At 64.7% G+C, this 16,428-nt stretch carries 17 protein-coding genes; 14 read left to right on the forward strand and 3 right to left on the reverse strand.

Going from position 1 to position 16,428, the window contains the following annotated elements; translation table 11 throughout:
• Positions 1-82: 82 nt before the first annotated feature.
• From AC1DU4_RS20605 to AC1DU4_RS20640, 8 genes are all read left to right on the forward strand, one after another.
• The gene (locus AC1DU4_RS20605; protein WP_477842968.1) at positions 83-964 is read left to right on the forward strand and encodes a branched-chain amino acid ABC transporter permease; all 882 of its coding nucleotides are present in this window, start codon (positions 83-85) and stop codon (positions 962-964) included.
• 120 nt (positions 965-1,084) lie between these two features.
• A complete protein-coding gene (locus tag AC1DU4_RS20610) occupies positions 1,085-2,092 on the forward strand; it encodes a branched-chain amino acid ABC transporter permease (protein WP_477842998.1) in 1,008 nt (335 codons plus the stop codon).
• On the forward strand, positions 2,089-2,898 hold the full coding sequence (locus AC1DU4_RS20615) for an ABC transporter ATP-binding protein (RefSeq protein WP_477842970.1): 810 nt from the start codon (positions 2,089-2,091) through the stop codon (positions 2,896-2,898). The genes AC1DU4_RS20610 and AC1DU4_RS20615 overlap by 4 nt, the downstream gene beginning before the upstream one ends.
• Complete coding sequence (locus AC1DU4_RS20620; protein ID WP_477842972.1) at positions 2,891-3,670, forward strand: ABC transporter ATP-binding protein; 780 nt, start codon at positions 2,891-2,893, stop codon at positions 3,668-3,670. The genes AC1DU4_RS20615 and AC1DU4_RS20620 overlap by 8 nt, the downstream gene beginning before the upstream one ends.
• Entirely contained in the window at positions 3,667-4,239 is a 573-nt protein-coding gene (locus tag AC1DU4_RS20625; RefSeq protein WP_477842974.1) for an NADPH-dependent FMN reductase, read from the forward strand. Before AC1DU4_RS20620 ends, AC1DU4_RS20625 begins: the two co-directional genes overlap by 4 nt.
• A gap of 2 nt (positions 4,240-4,241) precedes the next feature.
• Complete coding sequence (locus tag AC1DU4_RS20630; RefSeq protein ID WP_477842976.1) at positions 4,242-5,390, forward strand: alpha/beta hydrolase family protein; 1,149 nt, start codon at positions 4,242-4,244, stop codon at positions 5,388-5,390.
• Complete coding sequence (locus tag AC1DU4_RS20635; protein ID WP_477842978.1) at positions 5,390-6,976, forward strand: long-chain-fatty-acid--CoA ligase; 1,587 nt, start codon at positions 5,390-5,392, stop codon at positions 6,974-6,976. Before AC1DU4_RS20630 ends, AC1DU4_RS20635 begins: the two co-directional genes overlap by 1 nt.
• Entirely contained in the window at positions 6,973-7,752 is a 780-nt protein-coding gene (locus AC1DU4_RS20640) for an IclR family transcriptional regulator (RefSeq protein ID WP_477842980.1), read from the forward strand. Before AC1DU4_RS20635 ends, AC1DU4_RS20640 begins: the two co-directional genes overlap by 4 nt.
• A gap of 101 nt (positions 7,753-7,853) precedes the next feature.
• Here the strand turns inward: AC1DU4_RS20640 and AC1DU4_RS20645 are convergent, their stop codons facing one another.
• The 3 genes from AC1DU4_RS20645 to AC1DU4_RS20655 all read right to left on the reverse strand — a co-directional run bounded on the left by AC1DU4_RS20645 (position 7,854) and on the right by AC1DU4_RS20655 (position 9,405).
• Positions 7,854-8,222, reverse strand: coding sequence for a nuclear transport factor 2 family protein (locus AC1DU4_RS20645; protein ID WP_477842982.1), 369 nt, complete (start codon positions 8,220-8,222; stop codon positions 7,854-7,856).
• Positions 8,219-8,791, reverse strand: coding sequence for a VOC family protein (locus tag AC1DU4_RS20650; protein ID WP_477842984.1), 573 nt, complete (start codon positions 8,789-8,791; stop codon positions 8,219-8,221). The genes AC1DU4_RS20645 and AC1DU4_RS20650 overlap by 4 nt, the downstream gene beginning before the upstream one ends.
• A 245-nt stretch (positions 8,792-9,036) precedes the next feature.
• A complete protein-coding gene (locus tag AC1DU4_RS20655) occupies positions 9,037-9,405 on the reverse strand; it encodes a nuclear transport factor 2 family protein (protein WP_477842986.1) in 369 nt (122 codons plus the stop codon).
• Between the two features lie 389 nt (positions 9,406-9,794).
• Here AC1DU4_RS20655 and AC1DU4_RS20660 point away from each other — a divergent pair, with 389 nt between their 5' ends.
• The 6 genes from AC1DU4_RS20660 to AC1DU4_RS20685 all read left to right on the forward strand — a co-directional run.
• The gene (locus AC1DU4_RS20660) at positions 9,795-10,559 is read left to right on the forward strand and encodes an SDR family NAD(P)-dependent oxidoreductase (RefSeq protein WP_477842988.1); all 765 of its coding nucleotides are present in this window, start codon (positions 9,795-9,797) and stop codon (positions 10,557-10,559) included.
• 29 nt (positions 10,560-10,588) lie between these two features.
• Positions 10,589-11,440: a TetR-type transcription factor C-terminal domain-containing protein gene (locus tag AC1DU4_RS20665; RefSeq protein ID WP_477842990.1), complete on the forward strand. Its 852-nt coding sequence runs from the start codon at positions 10,589-10,591 to the stop codon at positions 11,438-11,440.
• A 313-nt stretch (positions 11,441-11,753) separates the two neighbouring features.
• Positions 11,754-13,412 (forward strand): long-chain-fatty-acid--CoA ligase, encoded by a 1,659-nt coding sequence (locus tag AC1DU4_RS20670; RefSeq protein ID WP_477843000.1) that lies wholly within the window; start codon positions 11,754-11,756, stop codon positions 13,410-13,412.
• A gap of 189 nt (positions 13,413-13,601) precedes the next feature.
• Positions 13,602-14,459 (forward strand): aspartate/glutamate racemase family protein, encoded by an 858-nt coding sequence (locus tag AC1DU4_RS20675; RefSeq protein WP_477842992.1) that lies wholly within the window; start codon positions 13,602-13,604, stop codon positions 14,457-14,459.
• A gap of 15 nt (positions 14,460-14,474) precedes the next feature.
• Positions 14,475-15,575 carry a nuclear transport factor 2 family protein gene (locus AC1DU4_RS20680; protein ID WP_477842994.1) on the forward strand — a complete coding sequence of 367 codons (1,101 nt, stop codon included), beginning with the start codon at positions 14,475-14,477 and terminating at the stop codon, positions 15,573-15,575.
• Between the two features lie 413 nt (positions 15,576-15,988).
• Positions 15,989-16,428, forward strand: a 440-nt coding sequence (locus AC1DU4_RS20685) for an NAD(P)/FAD-dependent oxidoreductase (RefSeq protein WP_477842996.1), incomplete at its 3' end; no start/stop codon positions are given.

Here is a 16,428-nt window from a genome sequence, read left to right on the forward strand (position 1 = left end):
CTCGACGCCGCACAAGTACTACCCATCGCCCGTCTGGAGCCCAAGTGCCACACAATGTTCGACCAAAGGAGTAGAAGGGGAAATGTCGCTCTTCTTACAGCTCGGCTTCCAGGGCATCGCCCTGGGAATGGTCTACGGACTGATCGCCCTCGGGTTCGTGATCATGTTCAAGGGCTCACACACATTCAACTTTGCCCACGGCGAGATCGTGGCACTGGGCGCCTACTGCGTGTTGGCCTTGATGGCCTTCATGCCCTGGGGGCTGGCGTTCGTCATCGCGGCCGTCATCGTCGTGGTCCTCGGGGTCCTGATCGAGGCGGTCTTCCTCCGCCGCATGGTTGGCAAATCCGTGACCACCGTCGTGCTCGCGACACTGGGCATCTCGATCATGCTCCACCAGGCGATCCTGATGATCTGGGGCGTCGGCACACACGGCTCGGCGGGCCCTGTCGGCTCCGGCACAGTGAATGTCGGCTCCGTGGTGTTGCCTTGGAGTGGCATCGTGACGATCGGCACCTCCGTTGTGGTCCTCGCCGGACTGGCCTACTTCTTCCAGAAGACCCCGTACGGACTGGCGCTCCGCGCGACCGCCAGTCATCAGGAGGCGGCGCTCGCACAGGGAATCGACGTACGGCGGATGTTCGCCCTCTCATGGGGACTCGCGGCCTTCCTTGCCGTGGTGGCCGGCGTCTTCCTGGCGTCCTTCCCCCGGGTCGTCTCGCCGTCATTGGGAATCGTGGCGCTGCTTGCCATCCCCGCGATCGTGATCGGTGGCATGGACTCGCTGGTCGGCGCGATCGTCGGAGGCTTGATCGTCGGCCTGATTCAGGTGATGGGGTCCTACTACCTGTCGGACATCGGGGGCGGCCGACTGCACGAGGTCCTGCCCTACATCGTCATGTTCGCCGTGCTGGTGGTCCGACCGTACGGACTCTTCGGCAGTAAAAGCGTTGAAAGGGTCTGACCGATGACAACAACTCTCGAACCCGCACCCGTCGACGACGACACCGCAGGTGGTCCGGCTGACGTCGTGCGGACCAAGAAGCGAAGCACGCGTGTATGGGTTGCGGTGTGGGTCGTGGCGATGCTGCTGGTGCCCTGGGTCGTGCCGTCCGACCTCTGGATGGGCGTCGGAATCTTCGCGCTGATTGCGGCAGTCGGCGCCCTCGGCATGCAGGTCATCACGGGATTTGCCGGTCAGATCTCGATGGGCCACGCGGTATTCATGGCGATCGGTGCCTACACCTCAGCGTGGCTGGGAGTCGATGTGGGACTGCCGGTCTGGGTGTGGTTGCCTGCAGCCGCTGTGGTTGCCGGACTCGCTGGTGCCCTCGTCGGTCCTGCGGCAGTGCGCATCCGCGGGCTCTACCTGGCGGTTGCGACGTTGGCCCTGATTTTCATCGGCACGTACGTCTGGGAGACCTGGACCAGTATGAGCGGTGGTGTCAATGGTCGGACGGCCCCTGCGGTCGAGATCAATGGGCAGGACTTGCTGGACGGTTACCGGTCGTCGGGAGGCGAGGAGATCCTGACCTCGTTCCAGGCTTGGTGGTACTTCGCGCTGGCAGTGCTGCTCATCGTCACCGTGCTGACCTGGAACCTCAAGCGCTCGCGGCTCGGTCGCGCCTTCATGGCGGTCCGAGACCGGGACATCGCCGCGGGCGTCGCCGGGATTCCTGTGACCAGGACCAAGGTCGTCGCCTTCGTTGTCTCCTCGGCCCTCGCCGGTGTTTCCGGCGCGCTGCTGGTGTCCTACATGGGCTACTTCACGCCGAGCCAGTGGACGATGATGGTCTCCGTCGACTTCATCGCCATGGTCGTCATCGGCGGTATGGGCTCGGTCGCGGGCGCGATTCTCGGCGCATTCTTCATCAAGGCGATGCCTGAGATGGTCAACGTGGTCTCGCCGTACCTTCCGTTTGTCTCGAAGGACGCGAGCGCCGACGGCGGCATCACGGCGCCCCTGCTCTCCCAGTTCCTGTACGGCCTCGTGATCGTGCTGGTCCTCATCTTCGAGCCCAAGGGTCTGGTCGCGCTCTTCAAACGACCTGTCGACTGGATCCGAGCCCGAGTCTCCGGAGGTAGCAAATGAACTCGCTGAACATTGACAGCCTCAGCGTCCGCTACGGTGCAGCCTCGCTGGCGCTCGAGGACGTGAGCCTCACGGTTCCCCAGGGCCAGATCGTCAGCCTCCTCGGGCCCAACGGTGCCGGCAAGTCGACGCTGATGCGCGCGGTCTCGGGTCTGCTCGGCATCCACGGCGGCGTCGTCGCCGCGGGCAAGGTCGAACTGCTCGGTAAAGACGTCACCAACGAGCGCTCGTCCAAGCGCGTCAAGGCGGGGCTCGCGCAGGCGCTCGAGGGCCGGCAGGTGTTCCCCGGCCTGACCGTGGCGGAGAACCTCGCGAGCGGCGGATACGTCCGGCGCTATCGCAAGGCACAGGAACTCGAGGCGCGGGAGCGGGTGCTGCACCACTTCCCGCGTCTGGGCGACCTGATGGCGCGCAAAGCCGGCTACCTCTCGGGCGGCGAGCAGCAGATGCTCGCGATCGGGCGGGCGATGATGTCCCAGCCGAAGGTGCTCCTGCTCGACGAGCCGAGCCTCGGTTTGGCGCCGAAAATCGTCGAGGATGTCCGCGACGTGATCGTCGACATCAACAAGGAAGGCACATCCATCCTGCTCGTCGAGCAGAACGCGGCAATGGCGATGGCGATTGCCCAATACGGATATGTCCTCGAAGGCGGCCGGGTGGTCAAGGAGGGCAAGGCGGAGGACCTGCGCGGCGACGCGGAAATCGCGGAACTCTACCTGGGTGCGTCGGCCGTGGACGCAGCCGAGCCTGCGCCTGCAGCGCCGGCCACGGGCATCGAAACCGAAGGAGCGATCCAGCATGTCTGAGACGCGTGCCGACCTGTTGGAGGTCGAGGACCTTTCCCTGAGCTTTGCCGGTGTGAAAGCCATTGATGCCGTGAGCTTCTCGATCGCCGAGGGCGAGCTGTTCTCCGTAATCGGTCCGAACGGTGCGGGCAAGTCCTCGTTGTTCAACTGCATCACCGGCGTGTACGCACCGCAGTCCGGTTCGGTGCGCTTCGCGGGCGCGGAGATCCTCGGGATGCCGGCTCACAAGATCGCGAAGAAGGGCATCGCCCGGACCTTCCAGAATGTGGAGGTCTTCCCGGCGATGACAGTGCTGGACAACCTGTTGCTCTCGCGGCACAACGCGATGCACGCGGGGGCCTTGGAGAACATGTTGTGGCTGGGCCGCTCTGCGCGCGAGGAGAAGGCCGCGAAGGAGAAGGTTCGCGAGGTCGCGGCCCTGATGCAGATCGAGCATCTGGCCGACACCCCCGTCGGATCGCTGCCGCACGGCACGCAGAAGCGCATCGAGTTGGCGCGAGCGCTGGCGATGGAACCGCGGCTGATCATGCTCGACGAGCCCGTCGCGGGTATGAACCACGACGAGACCGCCGAGATGACCGAGACCATCGTGCAGGTGAACCGGGACCTCGGCGTTGCCATCCTGCTCGTCGAGCACGACATGAAGATGGTCATGGGCATCTCGAACCGCGTCTGTGTCCTCAACTTCGGTCATAGAATCGCCCTCGGCAGGCCCGCCGAGGTCATCCGCGACGAGGCAGTCGTCGCGGCCTATCTGGGAGCTGCACAATGAGTGACGATCGTTTTGTTGTCTGTGGAATCGCCGGCAGCCTCCGCCGAGATTCGTGGAATCGCAAGCTCCTCGAAGCGGCGGCGAAACTAGCACCCGCCGATGTCGATTTGCGGATCACGGAGCTGCTGGGCGACATTCCGTTGTTCAACGAGGATCACATCGGCAACGAGGCGGAGAGCGTCCATGCGCTGCGCGCGGAAGTTGCGGCCGCCGATGCCTTGATCATCGCCACGCCGGAATACAACGGCGGCATCCCCGGCGTCCTGAAGAACGCGCTCGACTGGCTCTCGCTGCCGCTCGGCAGTTCGGCGCTCGAGCGCAAGCCGGTGGCGCTCATGGGCGCGACGCCCGGCCGCCTCGGCACAGCGCGCAGCCAGTTCGAACTGCGCCACACCTTCGTCTTCTCGCGGTCCCCGGTGTTGCCGGGGCCCGAGATTCTCCTCAGTTTCGCGCCCAATCACTTTGACGAGCAGGGCCGGCTGACGGATCCAATCGTCCTCGAACGGGTCGATTTGATGTTTACGCACCTGAAGAAGTACGCAAGTCTCAATGAATACGAGGTTGTCTAACCATGTCCGGCGCTACCACCAGCCCGACCGTCCACAAGGAATTTGTCAGCAGCGAGTCCCCGGGCGCGAAGCGCGCGGGGGCCGGCGGCTACCCGTGCCAGGGGATCTACTACACGCCGGCCGGCAAGAAGCCGCGCATCGCGATGATCGCTACGCACTACCAGATTGATTTCTCGGAGCACTACATCGCCGAGTTCATGGCTGCGCGAGGCATTGGTTTCCTGGGCTGGAACACCCGCTACCGCGGCTACGAGGAGCTCTTCAATCTCGACCAGGCCCTGGTCGACATCGGCGTGGGCGTCCGCTGGTTGAAGGAACATGCAGGTGTGGATCAGGTTATCCTGCTTGGCAATTCCGGCGGCGGGTCGCTGATGGCGGCCTACCAGGCGCAAGCCGTCGAGTCGTGCATCCGTCCCGCCCGAGATATGGAACCTGCGTTGGGTATCGACGAGCTCATCCCCGGCGACGCCTACATCTCCCTCGCCGCGCACGGCGGCCGGCCCGATGTGCTGACCTCGTGGCTGGACGCGGCCGTCGTAGACGAGAACGACCCGACGCTGACCGACCCCGAACTCGACCTGTTCAACCCCGAGAACGGCCCGCCGTACTCCGAGGAGTTCATCGAGCGATACCGTGCTGCGCAGGTTGCTCGCAACCACCGGATCACCGCGTGGGCCCGGGAAGAGCTTGCCCGGGTCACCGCCGCTGGCTACTTCGACCGGCACTTCGGTGTTCCGCGTACCTGGGCGGACCCCCGCATGGTCGACGCGACGCTGGAGCCGAGCAGTCGGCCTGCGGGCGAGTGCTACCGCGGCTCGACTGCCGCGGCGAATCGCGGCGACCGCGGCATAGGTGCCGGGAGCACGCTGCGGAACTGGCTGCACATGTGGAGTCTCGAAGAATCCCAGTGCCGCGCGGAAATGCACATGGAGAAGATCACTGTGCCTGCGTTTGTCATCAACCCTGACGGCGACACGGGCGTGTTCCCCAGCGATGCGGACGCGCTGTACAACGCCATCGCCAGCACCGACAAGCAGCGCAAGGACCTGCCGGGCGATCACTACTTCGTCGAGCCGGCCGGCGCCCGCGAGAAGGTCGCCGAGGTCATGTGCGACTGGATCGCCGAGCGCTTCCCCAAGGCGCAGTGGTGATGAGCACCGAGAACGACGAGCTGGGGCTCGCACGCAAGCAGCACTGGGTCAACCAGGTTGCACGGCACGCCTTCGAGCGCGGCGACCTGCCGGCCATTGTGTTCGGCGACCGCCGGATCATCTGGGCGGAGCTTCAGCAGCGAGTGGTTGCCGTCTCTGCCGCACTCGCCGAGCGCGGCGTGGGCCGCGGCGACCGCGTTGCGCTGCTGATGGGCAACCAGGCCGAGTACATCGAGATCATCATCGCCGCCAACCGGATCGGTGCTATTGCCGTGCCGATCAACTTCCGACTGAGCGTCGGCGAGGTGGCGTTCACACTCGACAACAGCGGGTCTGTCGTCCTCTTCGTGGACAAGCAGGCGAGCGCCACCGGAATCGCCGCGTCCGCGGAGGCCGAGGGCCAGGTCCTGGTCTTCCAGGTCGGTGAGGGCATCGACGAGAGTGCCGGCGGCGCAACGCCGTACGACGTCCTCGTCGCCCACCCCGGTTCGGGCGCCTCGATCGCCGTGACCGAGGAGTCGGCGCCTGCGCTGCTCATGTACACCTCGGGCACCACCGGACGCCCCAAGGGCGCCGTGCTGACACATCGCAACCTGGCCGCGCAGGCGGCCACGAACGTGATGGCGTTCCGCTTCGAAATGCACGACGAGGTCAGCCTCTGCGCCGCGCCGCTGTTTCACATCGGCACCCTCGGCTTGGTGGCGCCGGCGATCCTGATGGGCGCCACGATGGTCGTCATGCCCAGCGTCTCCTTCGACGCGGGCGCCCTCCTCGACGTCGCGGAGCGCGAGCGGGTCACGTCGACGTTCCTCGTACCCACTCAGTGGCAGGCGGTCTGCGACGAGCAGGAGCGGGTGCCGCGTGACCTGTCCAGGCTCCGTGTCAGCTCCTGGGGTGCGGCGCCGGCCAGCGACACCCTGCTCCGCAAGATGGGCGAGGTTCTGCCGGGCGCGGCGAGCCTCGCGCTCTTCGGGCAGACCGAGATGTCCCCGGTGACGTGCGTGCTGGAGGCCAAGGACTCACGCCGCAAGCTCGGCTCCGTCGGGCGCCCGGTGCCCGGGGTCTGGGCCCGCATCGTCGACCCCGACATGGTGGATGTGCAGCCCGGTGAGGTCGGGGAGATCGTCTACCGCGGCCCGGGGCTCATGTCCGGGTACTGGAACAACCCGGAGGCGACGGCGCAGGCCTTCGCCGGCGGCTGGTTCCACTCTGGTGACCTGGTGCGGATGGACGACGAGGGCTTCATCTATGTCGTGGACCGCGCGAAGGACATGATCATCTCCGGCGGGGAGAACATCTACTGCGCCGAGGTCGAGAACGCGCTGGCCGGCCACCCCGACATCGCCGAGGTTGCCGTGATCGGCAGGGCGCACGAGACATGGGGCGAGACCCCGGTCGCGGTGGTCGCGCTGAAGCAGGGTGCGGCGGATCTGACCATCGAGGCGTTGCGCACCTGGGCCGGGGAAAGGTTGGCTCGTTACAAGCTGCCGACCGAGCTCGTGCTGGTCGATTCGCTGCCGCGAAACGCCTCGGGCAAGGTCACCAAGAACGTGTTGCGCACCCCTGCCGTTACCCTACCTGCGTGACTGCAAAGGAAGATGCACCTCCGAATCGTCCGCAGTACCCGATCGAGTCTGTCGACAACGCGCTTCGGATCCTGTTGCTGCTCGGCGATCGTCGCAGCATCCGGCTGACCGAGGTGAGCGAGTATCTCTCGGTGGCCTCGTCGACTGCGCACCGGCTACTGGCGATGCTGCAGTACCGCGGGTTCGTCCGTCAGGTCGAGGGCTCGCGGGCCTACGAGCCGGGCCCGGCCCTGACGACGATAGCGTTCGCGGTCCTGCGCCAGACCGACGTTCGGGCGCGGGTGCATCCGGTGCTCGAGCGGCTCTCGGCCAGCCTGGGCGAGACGGTTCATCTGGCCCGGCTCGACGGGAACACGGTGACCTTCGTGGACTCGGTCGAGAGTGCTCGGGCGGTGCGTGTCGGGTCCCGCATGGGCATGACCATGCCTGCGCACTGCACGTCGTCGGGCAAGGCGCTGCTCGCCACGCTGGAAGACAGTGGGGTGCGCGAGCTCTACCCCAAGGAGAAGTTGACGGGCCTGACCTCGCACTCGATCACCAAGCGGTCGGTTCTGCTGCGCCACCTCGCGGAGGTCCGCCGGGTCGGGTTCGCCACGAGCGACGAGGAGTCCGAGGACGAAGTTGCGTCGGTGTCGGTCTCGCTCGGCGAGTACGGCGGGGCGCACTATTCGTTGAACGTCTCCACGCCCAAGAGTCGGATGTCTGACGTGACCCGCGAGGAGATCGCCGCCGCACTGGCCCAGGCGGTGGACGAGGTCGCCGCGTTCTTCCTGTGATCTCGGAATAGAACGAATCTTCCTGCGCAGCAAGGGTGAGGCATGGAAAGAGCCCCGCCGATCGAATCGATCGGCGGGGCTTTCCTTGATCGCGTCTCTATTCAGGCAAAGACCTTGCGAAGTTCGCCGGCGTCCAGGTACTCCTCGATGCGGCGGACCTTGCCGCCGTCGACGAACACCCTGAAGATGGTGGGGACGTTGACGGTCTTGTCCCCGATAGTCGCCCGGATGACGTGCTGGCGCACAAAGCCGTCCTCGAGGGCGGTACAGCGGGCTTCGTCGTAGCCGAAGTCGTCGTAGCGGGTGGGGATGCCCGAGAGGATACTGAGGTTGTCCTCACGGGACTGCTCGGCGTTGTCCCAGTTGTGCCAGATCTTCACGTCCGCGTGATAGATCTCGTCGAGGACGGCGATATCGCCTCGACTGAGGGCGGTGAACATCTTGTCTGCGAGCGCGAGCATCTCGCTCACTTCGCAGCAGCCCCAACCGGAGCTCCGAGGCCGCCGTCCGCGGTCCGGGGCGCGTGCGCGACGTCGTCCTCGCGCAGCTCGCGGGTCCACGCCGCGAACTCGAGCAGGATGCCGTCCGGGTCGAAGAAGTAGATCGACTTCACGAACGTGGAGTCGCTGTCCTCGAGGCTGATCCCGCGCTCGGACTTGTCGTGGTTGAGCATCGGTCCGGTCTGCACACCCTTGGCCTCGAGCTTGGCCTTGTACTCGTCGAACTTGTCGAGCGGGATCTTGAACGAGACATGGTTCATCGAGCCGTGTGCCGACGCGATCTCCTTGCCGATACCGGGGATGGCCGCGGGCGCCGCGATGCCGGGGGCGTGCGGGGCAGCGTCGGCGAACCAGAAGAACGCGATGAACTGGCCGCCGCCCATGTCGAAGAAGAAGTGCTGGCCGCCACCGGGCAGGGAGAGCGTCATGGACAGCTTCATGCCCAGGATGTTGGTGTAGAAGTCGACGGTGCGCTCCATGTCCTGACACACCAGCGCCAGGTGGCACACGCCACCTAGTTCGAATTCCGTGTTTGTCATTTCACATTCTCCTCGCTGTGTGTCGGCCATCTCGCCGGGCTCTCGGCTCGACGGTAGGTCCGAGCGTTCGGCTAGTCAAGATCTATCGATCGCTAAGTTGCGAACAGTGGGTGATCGTCGTGGTGACCGGAGCCCGGTGCCACCAGGCGGAACCGGATGAATGGGAGGCCGACTGCAGGCCGGGTGGTGGCGAAACGCTCTGGCGGATGCGCCATGCCCCACCGGGGGCGTTGGTGCGGGTCGGGTCAGCTGAACACGGCGCTGAGCTGGCCGCGGTCGAAGTACTCCTCAATGCGGTGGATCTTGCCGCTCTCGACGTACACGCGCAGGACCGCGGGGACGTTTACGGTCTTCTTCCCGACCGTGGCCTTGATGACGTGCTGGCGGAGGAAGCCGTCCTCGAGGGCGGTGTGGCGGATGTCCTCGTAGCCGAAGGCGTCGTAGCGGCCGGAGATTCCCGCGAGGGTCGCGAGGTTGTCCTCGCGGGACTGGTCGAGGTTGTCGAAGTTGTGCCAGACGGTCACGTCGTCGCGGTAGAAGCCGGCCACCGCGTCGATGTCGCCGTTCGAGACGGCGTTGAAGAACTGGTCCGCGAACTCGAGGATGTCGCTCATTGGAGTGCTCCTAACCAGGCGCCGTCGTAGGCGCTGAGCTTGTTTACGGGGGCATGAGAGATGTTGGTGTTGCGCAACTTGCGGGTCCGGGCTGCGTACTCGAGCGGGATGTCGCCTGAGTTGAAGAGGTGGATCGACGGCGCGCAGGTGGTCCCACTCCTGGGTTCTGCGGCTGCCTGCTCGCACTCGTCTTGTGCTGTGATGCGCATCGCTCGGATGTCTCACGAAGACCGTATTGCCGTCTGTTTGGTTCGTCAAGACCTATCGATCGCTAAGTTTCGAACGGATGGGTGTCCGTGCTATTGACGACGATCCATTCGCCATGCGACTCTGCTCACGCAGAGATTGCTTCTGTGTGACAGAATCGGCGCGTCGGAGAGGGTGTCGGAGTGACTGGTCGTAACCGTTTTGAGGCCAAATCTGTAATCGTCACGGGTGCCGGTTCGGGCATCGGCCGCGCGACGGCACTGGCCTTCGCCAGAGAGGGTGCCCTGGTGACGGTGGCCGACATCAACAAGGTGGGTGCAGAGGAGACTGTGTCGGCAATCGAGGCAGAGGGCTGCACCGCGCGGGTGTCGGTCGTCGATGTCGCCAACGCCGCTTCAGTCGAGTCGATGGTCGAGGAGGCGGTCGACGCGTATGGCCGCATCGATGTTCTCCACAACAATGCCTACTGGGCGCCGCTGAACCGCAGCGTCGTCGACACCACCGAGGAGGAGTGGGACCAGGCTCTGGCGGTCACCCTCAAGAGTGTGTGGCTGGGTTGCAAGTACGCGATCCCGCATATGGTGAAGGGCGGCGGCGGCGCCATCGTGAACACCGCCTCCACCGCGTCGTTCGTCGCGGGCCCCTCGTTCGCCGCCTACATCGCGGCGAAGGGCGGTGTGCTCGCACTGACCCGTTCGGTCGCCTACGACTTCGGCAAGCAAGGCATCCGGTGCAATGGCGTGGCACCCGGGCTTGTCGAGACGCCGGCCACCGAGGACGTCTTCAGTGACCCGGCCCGGGTCGGACCCATCCGCGCACATCAGCTCCTGGGCCGCCATGGCCAACCGGGGGAGATCGCCCAGGCAGTGCTCTTCGTTGCGAGCGACGATGCGGCATACATGACCGGACAGACCGTCGTTGTGGATGGTGGTCGCCTAGCCGGGTGATCGCGTGTCGGCGGGATACCGTGGTGCTCATGGAGCGGTCGGGACGAATCGGTGGGGAAGGGCTGGGCGCCAGGATTCGCGCGGCGCGTATCGAGCGCGAGGTCGGGCTCCGGCAGCTTGCTCAGTTGGTCGGCATGAGCCCGTCCTCTCTGAGTGAGTTCGAGAACGGGAAGAGTCTGCCGGGTCATGAGCGCTTGCAGGCTCTCTCGGCCGCGCTCGAGGTGCCGCTGGATCTGCGTCCGCCCGAGCCTGCCGGCCCGCTGTTCGACGACTGGCGAGACTTCGAGCCGCTGGACCTCCCTCCGGTCTTTCGAACGGCGCTGGATGTCTTCGTGGAGGTCGGCTACCACGCTGCCACCGTCAGGATGATCGCCGACCGGTGCGGCTTGTCGATGGCCGGCGTCTACTACCACGTGGAGAGCAAGGACGTTCTGCTCACCGAATTGCTGCAAGGCGCGATGGCCGAGCTGATAAGCCGATGCGTGGCTGCAGACGCCGAAGCGGATTCACCCGCTGAACGGTTGGCGAACCTGGTCGAGTGCGTGATCCTTTTCCACACGTACCGTCAGGCCTCGGCGGTGCTCGCGTCCACTGAGTTACGGTCGCTCGACGAGTCCGGCCGATCGCTGCACCTCCAGGCACGGACGCAGGTCCGGGACATTGTGCAGGCAGCAGTGGAGGCCTGCCGTGATGCGGGGCGGGTCGGAACCGTGCCGGCGTCGTCGACCGCCACTGCGATCGTCACGATGTGCGTTGCCGTGGCCGATTGGTACAAGCCTGGCGTAAGCCCGCCGCCGCACGAGATTGCACGGGAGTACACGGACCTTGCGCTGGCCATGGCGAGCGCCGGCTCGTCGGGTATTTCGCGCTCGCGGGACTGACGATGCAACGCCAGGGCGATTCGTCGGCTCCACGCTGCAGTTCTCCACGCAGTGTCGGGATGTTTGAGAGTTTCCGGGCGGCTTCAGTTTTCGGCCTGCGGGTCTTGACTTGCGTTGTTGGCCTGTGCAACTCTGAATAAGAGAGATGCTCTGCCATGCAGAACAATGCGATGTCTGGATGGTCAGTCCCACGCAGTGTCAAAGCCCTAGGTGCAAGTGCAGGTGCGTGAATCCCGCATCGTGGGCAGGGCCCTCGGCGTCATCGGTGGGCGCGAGCCGCACCAGTAGGACAACCGGATCTGAGGAGCGCGCAATGACCGCGATTGTCAAGGGGCACCCGTCGACGAATGACGACTCGTATCAGCTCAACACGACCACGCTGATCCGTCACTCGGCCCGCAACTACCCGGAGCGCGAGATCGTCTATCGCACCGGCGACGGGGTATGGGACCGCTACACCTACGGCGACGCCTACGCGCGCATCAAGCGGATTGCCAACGCCCTGACCGACCTCGGCGTGAAACCCGGTGATGTGGTGGGGATCCTGGACTGGAACAGCAAGCGGCATTTCGAGCTCTACTGGGCCATCCCGGGCACCGGAGCGGTGATGCTGCAGATGAACCTGCGCCTGGCACCCGAGGACGTTGGGTATGTCGCCACCCACGGTGGCGCGTCTGTCGTCCTGGTGGACGAGAGCCTGCTGAGCGTCGCGGAGTCGGTGGCGCCGTTTGCGTCGGAGGTCACCTGGGTGGTGATGTCCGACAAACCTCTCTCGGAGATCGCCACCACGTTGCCGAACGTCCGTCATTTCGAGGACCTGGTGGCGAAGGCGTCCCCGGAGATCGACTGGCCGATGATCGACGAGAGCTCCGCCTACAGCGCCTGCTACACGACCGGCACCACCGGCCGGCCGAAGGGCGTCTACTACTCGCATCGAGCGATCTACCTGCACACCCTGACGCAGGCCTCGTCCTACGGGATGAGCGCCGCCGACGCGGTCATGCTGATCACGCCGATGTTCCACAGCCAGTCCTGGGGTCTTCCGCAGTCTGCCGTCTACGTCGCGGCCAAGATCGTTCTGCCCGGCCGCTATTCGGCAGCGGACACGGACATGCTGGCGGACGTGATGATCGCCGAGAACGTGACGGTCGCGAACGGCGCCCCGGCGATCTTCCAGCCGATGCTCGACTACATCGAGACTCTCGACGTCAAACCGGACTTCAGTCGCACCCGACTGCTGTCCGGCGCCACCGAGCCCGCACTCTCGCTCATGCGTGGGTTCTACGACTTGACCGGTGCTGACTTCATCCATGCGTACGGGGCTACCGAGACTGCGCCCATGGCTTTCGTCAACTACGGCCGCAAGGTGACCTTGCAGGGCAAGGTGACGGAGGACGAATGGTGGAGCATCAAGCGCTATCAGGGTCTTCCCGCGGGCGGTGTCGATGTGCGGATCGTAGATCCGGAGGGCAACGACTTGCCGCACGACGGCAACAGCAAGGGCGAGGTCCTGCTGCGGGGACCGTGGATCACCGCGCGGTACCACAAGCTTGATGACGACGCCGACAGGTTCCTCGACGGTTACTGGCGAAGCGGCGATATCGGGACCATCGATCAGAACGGCTACCTCAAGCTCGCGGACCGGCTCAAGGATGTCATCAAGAGTGGTGGCGAATGGATTTCGTCGATCGACATGGAAAACGCGATCACGGCCCATCCTCGGGTGGCTGAGGCGGCGGTGATCGGTGTCGAGCATCCGAAATGGCAGGAACGTCCGGTCGTGATCATGGTGACCACAGACGGTGAGGACGTTGCGCTCGCCGAGATCCACGCACTGCTCCACGGCGCGTTCGCCAAATGGCAGCTCCCCGACACGATTCTGTACGTCGACGAGCTTCCGCGTACGAGTGTCGGAAAGCTTGACAAGAAGGTCATGCGCGTTCAGCACGGGGACCTCTACCGAGGCGCGTAGTTCTGTCCTCAGGCCCGAGCAGTGCGATTGTCGCACTGCTCGGGATTTGCTGTATCTGTGTGTTGTACAAGTCTTTTCGGCCTTTCGAGACAGGGATATTCCTTCTTCGTAGTAGAAACACTTTCTGATAGCCTCGTCACAGGAGTCGCTGGAAGTGGCTCGAATCACCTCGAAGTCAAGGAGACTCAGTTGACCAAGTGGATCGCATGTCTCGAAATGAATACCGGCCAGCAGAAGAGCCCGGTTCCCGATCGCCTGATCGCGCCCGGGTACTCCGTCGAGTCGGTGTTCACGGAGATCCGAGTGACCCCGATCGACGCGGTCGACCTCCTGCTCTCCGATGTCGTCTACGCGGAGGCTGCAATGCGGGCCGCTCGCGACGGGTGCGCCGGAGTTCTGATCGGCGGGGTTCCGGACTACGGTCTGGCAGCCGCGCGCGCCGCCTCCGATGTCCCGGTGGTCGGTAGCGGTGAGGCAAGCCTGCTGGCAGCAGCGGCTCTCGGCGAGAAGTTCAGCATCGTCACGATCTGGCCGGAGACGATGGACTTCGTCTACGAGCGTCTCCTGCGCGATAATCCTGTTGGACGGCAGTGCATCTCGGTACGCTACGTCTCAACCCACGCTGAGCAGAGCACTCTGGCTGATGAAGACAACTTCCTCACCCAGATGAAGGCCGGACGCGAGGACATCATCGAGCGCATCCTTGCCGAGATCGAACTCGCAGTGCAGGACGGCGCCAAGTCGGTCATCCTTGGGTGCAACTGCATGAGCCCGGTCGCCGAGATCCTCGCTGCCCGCTCGAGCGTCCCCATCGTGGACCCGACGACGGCCGGCTACCGCCAGCTCGAGACGCTGATCGAGCTCGGCTTGCGCCCGGCGCGGGATCCGCGGGTGCCGCGATCGGAGCGTCAGGAGCTCTTCGCCGAGATGGTTCAGGCGGCGGACGGCGCGCTCGGCGCCGATCAGGAAGACTGCCCGGTGTGTGTCCTCAATGACGACGGCACTGCTTCGTGCGATCTGCCGGCGAGCGTGCCCGCCGAGGCGTAGGAGGGGCAGCGATACATGAGTACTGCGTACACACTCGAATCAGTAGCTGCCCGAGCCGAAATCGAAGACGTCATCCACCGCTACTGCCATGCGACGGATCGTCGGCGTTGGTGGTTGATGGACTCGGTTTTCCACGAGGACGCAACCTGCCGATTGTCATCGATCGGCGGAAGCTGGCGCGAATTCGTCGCACAAGGCTCCGCACTTCTCGAGCCGGTCGAGGCGACGCACCACCAGGTCGGCAACATCTTGATTGCTTTCGAGGGGAGCGTCGCACACGTCGAGACGTATGTGACGGCCTTCCATGCCATTCCGCATGATGCGCCTGTCGGTGGTGGTTTCGGCGGCACGGGTGAGGCGTACGAAGTCATGCTCGGCGCTCGCTATATCGACCGATTCGAACTCCGCGACGGTCGCTGGCGGATTGCGGACCGGCGCCTGCTCGCGGAGTGGCGCAATCACCGTCCATCGCGAGAAGGTGGCCTTGCCGCTGTCTCCGGGCAGGCGAGGGGACAGCGAGAGGACGGCATCTCGGGATCGGTCGTCGAGGCCTGGCGCACAAACGATCTCGGTCGAGTAGACGCCAGTCGGCTTGTCGACCGCGCGGAAATCGCCGATGTTGTCAACCGCTTCTGCCACGCAGTGGATCGGAACCGATGGGAACTGATGGCGAGCGTATTCCATGAGGACGGGAAAACTGTCTTCATCGGAAACGAGCTGCCTTGGCAGAAGATGGTGGAGAACGCGCGGGTGTCGATGGGCTCCCTCGAGCGGACCCATCATCAGACGGGCAACATGCTGTTTTCCTTCGACGGTGACGTCGCCGAAGTGGAAACCTACGTCACCGCCTATCACCGAGTTCCGCCGACTGCTCCCTCAACTACGTTCTGGGACGGACGAAGTGAGGATTACGAGGGCGTTGCAGGTGGTCGATACATCGATCGATTCGAGCGCCGTGACGGCCGCTGGCGCATGGTCGAGCACCGAACCTTTGTCGAGTGGCGTCATGACCACGGCGTCGCGGAAGGCTCGCTGGCACAAACCCCGTCGAGCATGCGAGGCCAGCGTGGAGATGCCGACGCATCACTTCCGGTGATAGCCGCGCTGCTGAACTGATTGTCGTATTGCTTTGACGTGCAACGAATGAGCGCCGGTGAATCACCGGCGCCCATTCGTTTTCGGGGCCTTCGTCAGTTCTTCGCGATATCGCGACCGATGATCTCTTTCGTGATCTCGGTGAGCGTTCGGCATCTTGTTGCCCCGCTGGGCGGCCACGTCGGCGTCCCTCTTGTCATGGAGTTTTTACTTAGCGCTCGCTATAGAGGTATTGTGGGTCACTACAGACAGCCGAAGATTCCGGGAAGCCGGGCACCGTGCATCCGAGAGTGCGTCAGCTGTTCGGGAGGTCGAATGATCTTGCTGGGCAACTCGTTCGGATGAGTCAAATCTGATGCGACGAGCTCTCGACTCCGTCGGTATCGTGCGGACCGCCCGAACTTCCCTCATGTCGCCCCCTGAAAGAGGCCCGCATGACCACTCCGTCCACGGTCCATGACGTCATCATTGTCGGTTCCGGCCCCGCCGGATACACCGCTGGTGTCTACACCGCGCGCGCTGAGCTCGCGCCCCTTCTGTTCGAGGGAACCCAATTCGGTGGCGCCCTCATGACCACCACCGAGGTCGAGAACTTCCCCGGATTCCGCGAAGGAATCATGGGCCCCGACCTCATGGACCAGATGCGCGAGCAGGCCCTGCGCTTCGAGGCCGACATCCGCACCGAAGACGTCGACGCGATCGACCTGAGCGCACCGATCAAAACCGTCACCGCGAACGGCGAAACCTACGCCACGCACGCAATCATCCTCGCCATGGGCGCAGCCGCCCGCTACCTCGGTATCGACGGCGAAGAACGCCTCCTCGGCCGCGGCGTCAGTGCCTGCGCCACCTGCGACGGCTTCTTCTTCCGCGA

This window comes from Rhodococcus sp. P4_F5 (assembly GCF_056401315.1).

Bases quoted from the DNA above. Each gene is read 5' to 3' on its own strand.
- AC1DU4_RS20605 (WP_477842968.1), top strand. From the start codon at position 83: ATGTCGCTCTTCTTACAGCTCGGCTTCCAGGGCATCGCCCTGGGAATG.
- AC1DU4_RS20610 (WP_477842998.1), top strand. From the start codon at position 1,085: ATGCTGCTGGTGCCCTGGGTCGTGCCGTCCGACCTCTGGATGGGCGTC.
- AC1DU4_RS20615 (WP_477842970.1), top strand. From the start codon at position 2,089: ATGAACTCGCTGAACATTGACAGCCTCAGCGTCCGCTACGGTGCAGCC.
- AC1DU4_RS20620 (WP_477842972.1), top strand. From the start codon at position 2,891: ATGTCTGAGACGCGTGCCGACCTGTTGGAGGTCGAGGACCTTTCCCTG.
- AC1DU4_RS20625 (WP_477842974.1), top strand. From the start codon at position 3,667: ATGAGTGACGATCGTTTTGTTGTCTGTGGAATCGCCGGCAGCCTCCGC.
- AC1DU4_RS20630 (WP_477842976.1), top strand. From the start codon at position 4,242: ATGTCCGGCGCTACCACCAGCCCGACCGTCCACAAGGAATTTGTCAGC.
- AC1DU4_RS20635 (WP_477842978.1), top strand. From the start codon at position 5,390: ATGAGCACCGAGAACGACGAGCTGGGGCTCGCACGCAAGCAGCACTGG.
- AC1DU4_RS20650 (WP_477842984.1), bottom strand. From the start codon at position 8,791: ATGACAAACACGGAATTCGAACTAGGTGGCGTGTGCCACCTGGCGCTG.
- AC1DU4_RS20655 (WP_477842986.1), bottom strand. From the start codon at position 9,405: ATGAGCGACATCCTCGAGTTCGCGGACCAGTTCTTCAACGCCGTCTCG.
- AC1DU4_RS20665 (WP_477842990.1), top strand. From the start codon at position 10,589: ATGGAGCGGTCGGGACGAATCGGTGGGGAAGGGCTGGGCGCCAGGATT.
- AC1DU4_RS20670 (WP_477843000.1), top strand. From the start codon at position 11,754: ATGACCGCGATTGTCAAGGGGCACCCGTCGACGAATGACGACTCGTAT.
- AC1DU4_RS20680 (WP_477842994.1), top strand. From the start codon at position 14,475: ATGAGTACTGCGTACACACTCGAATCAGTAGCTGCCCGAGCCGAAATC.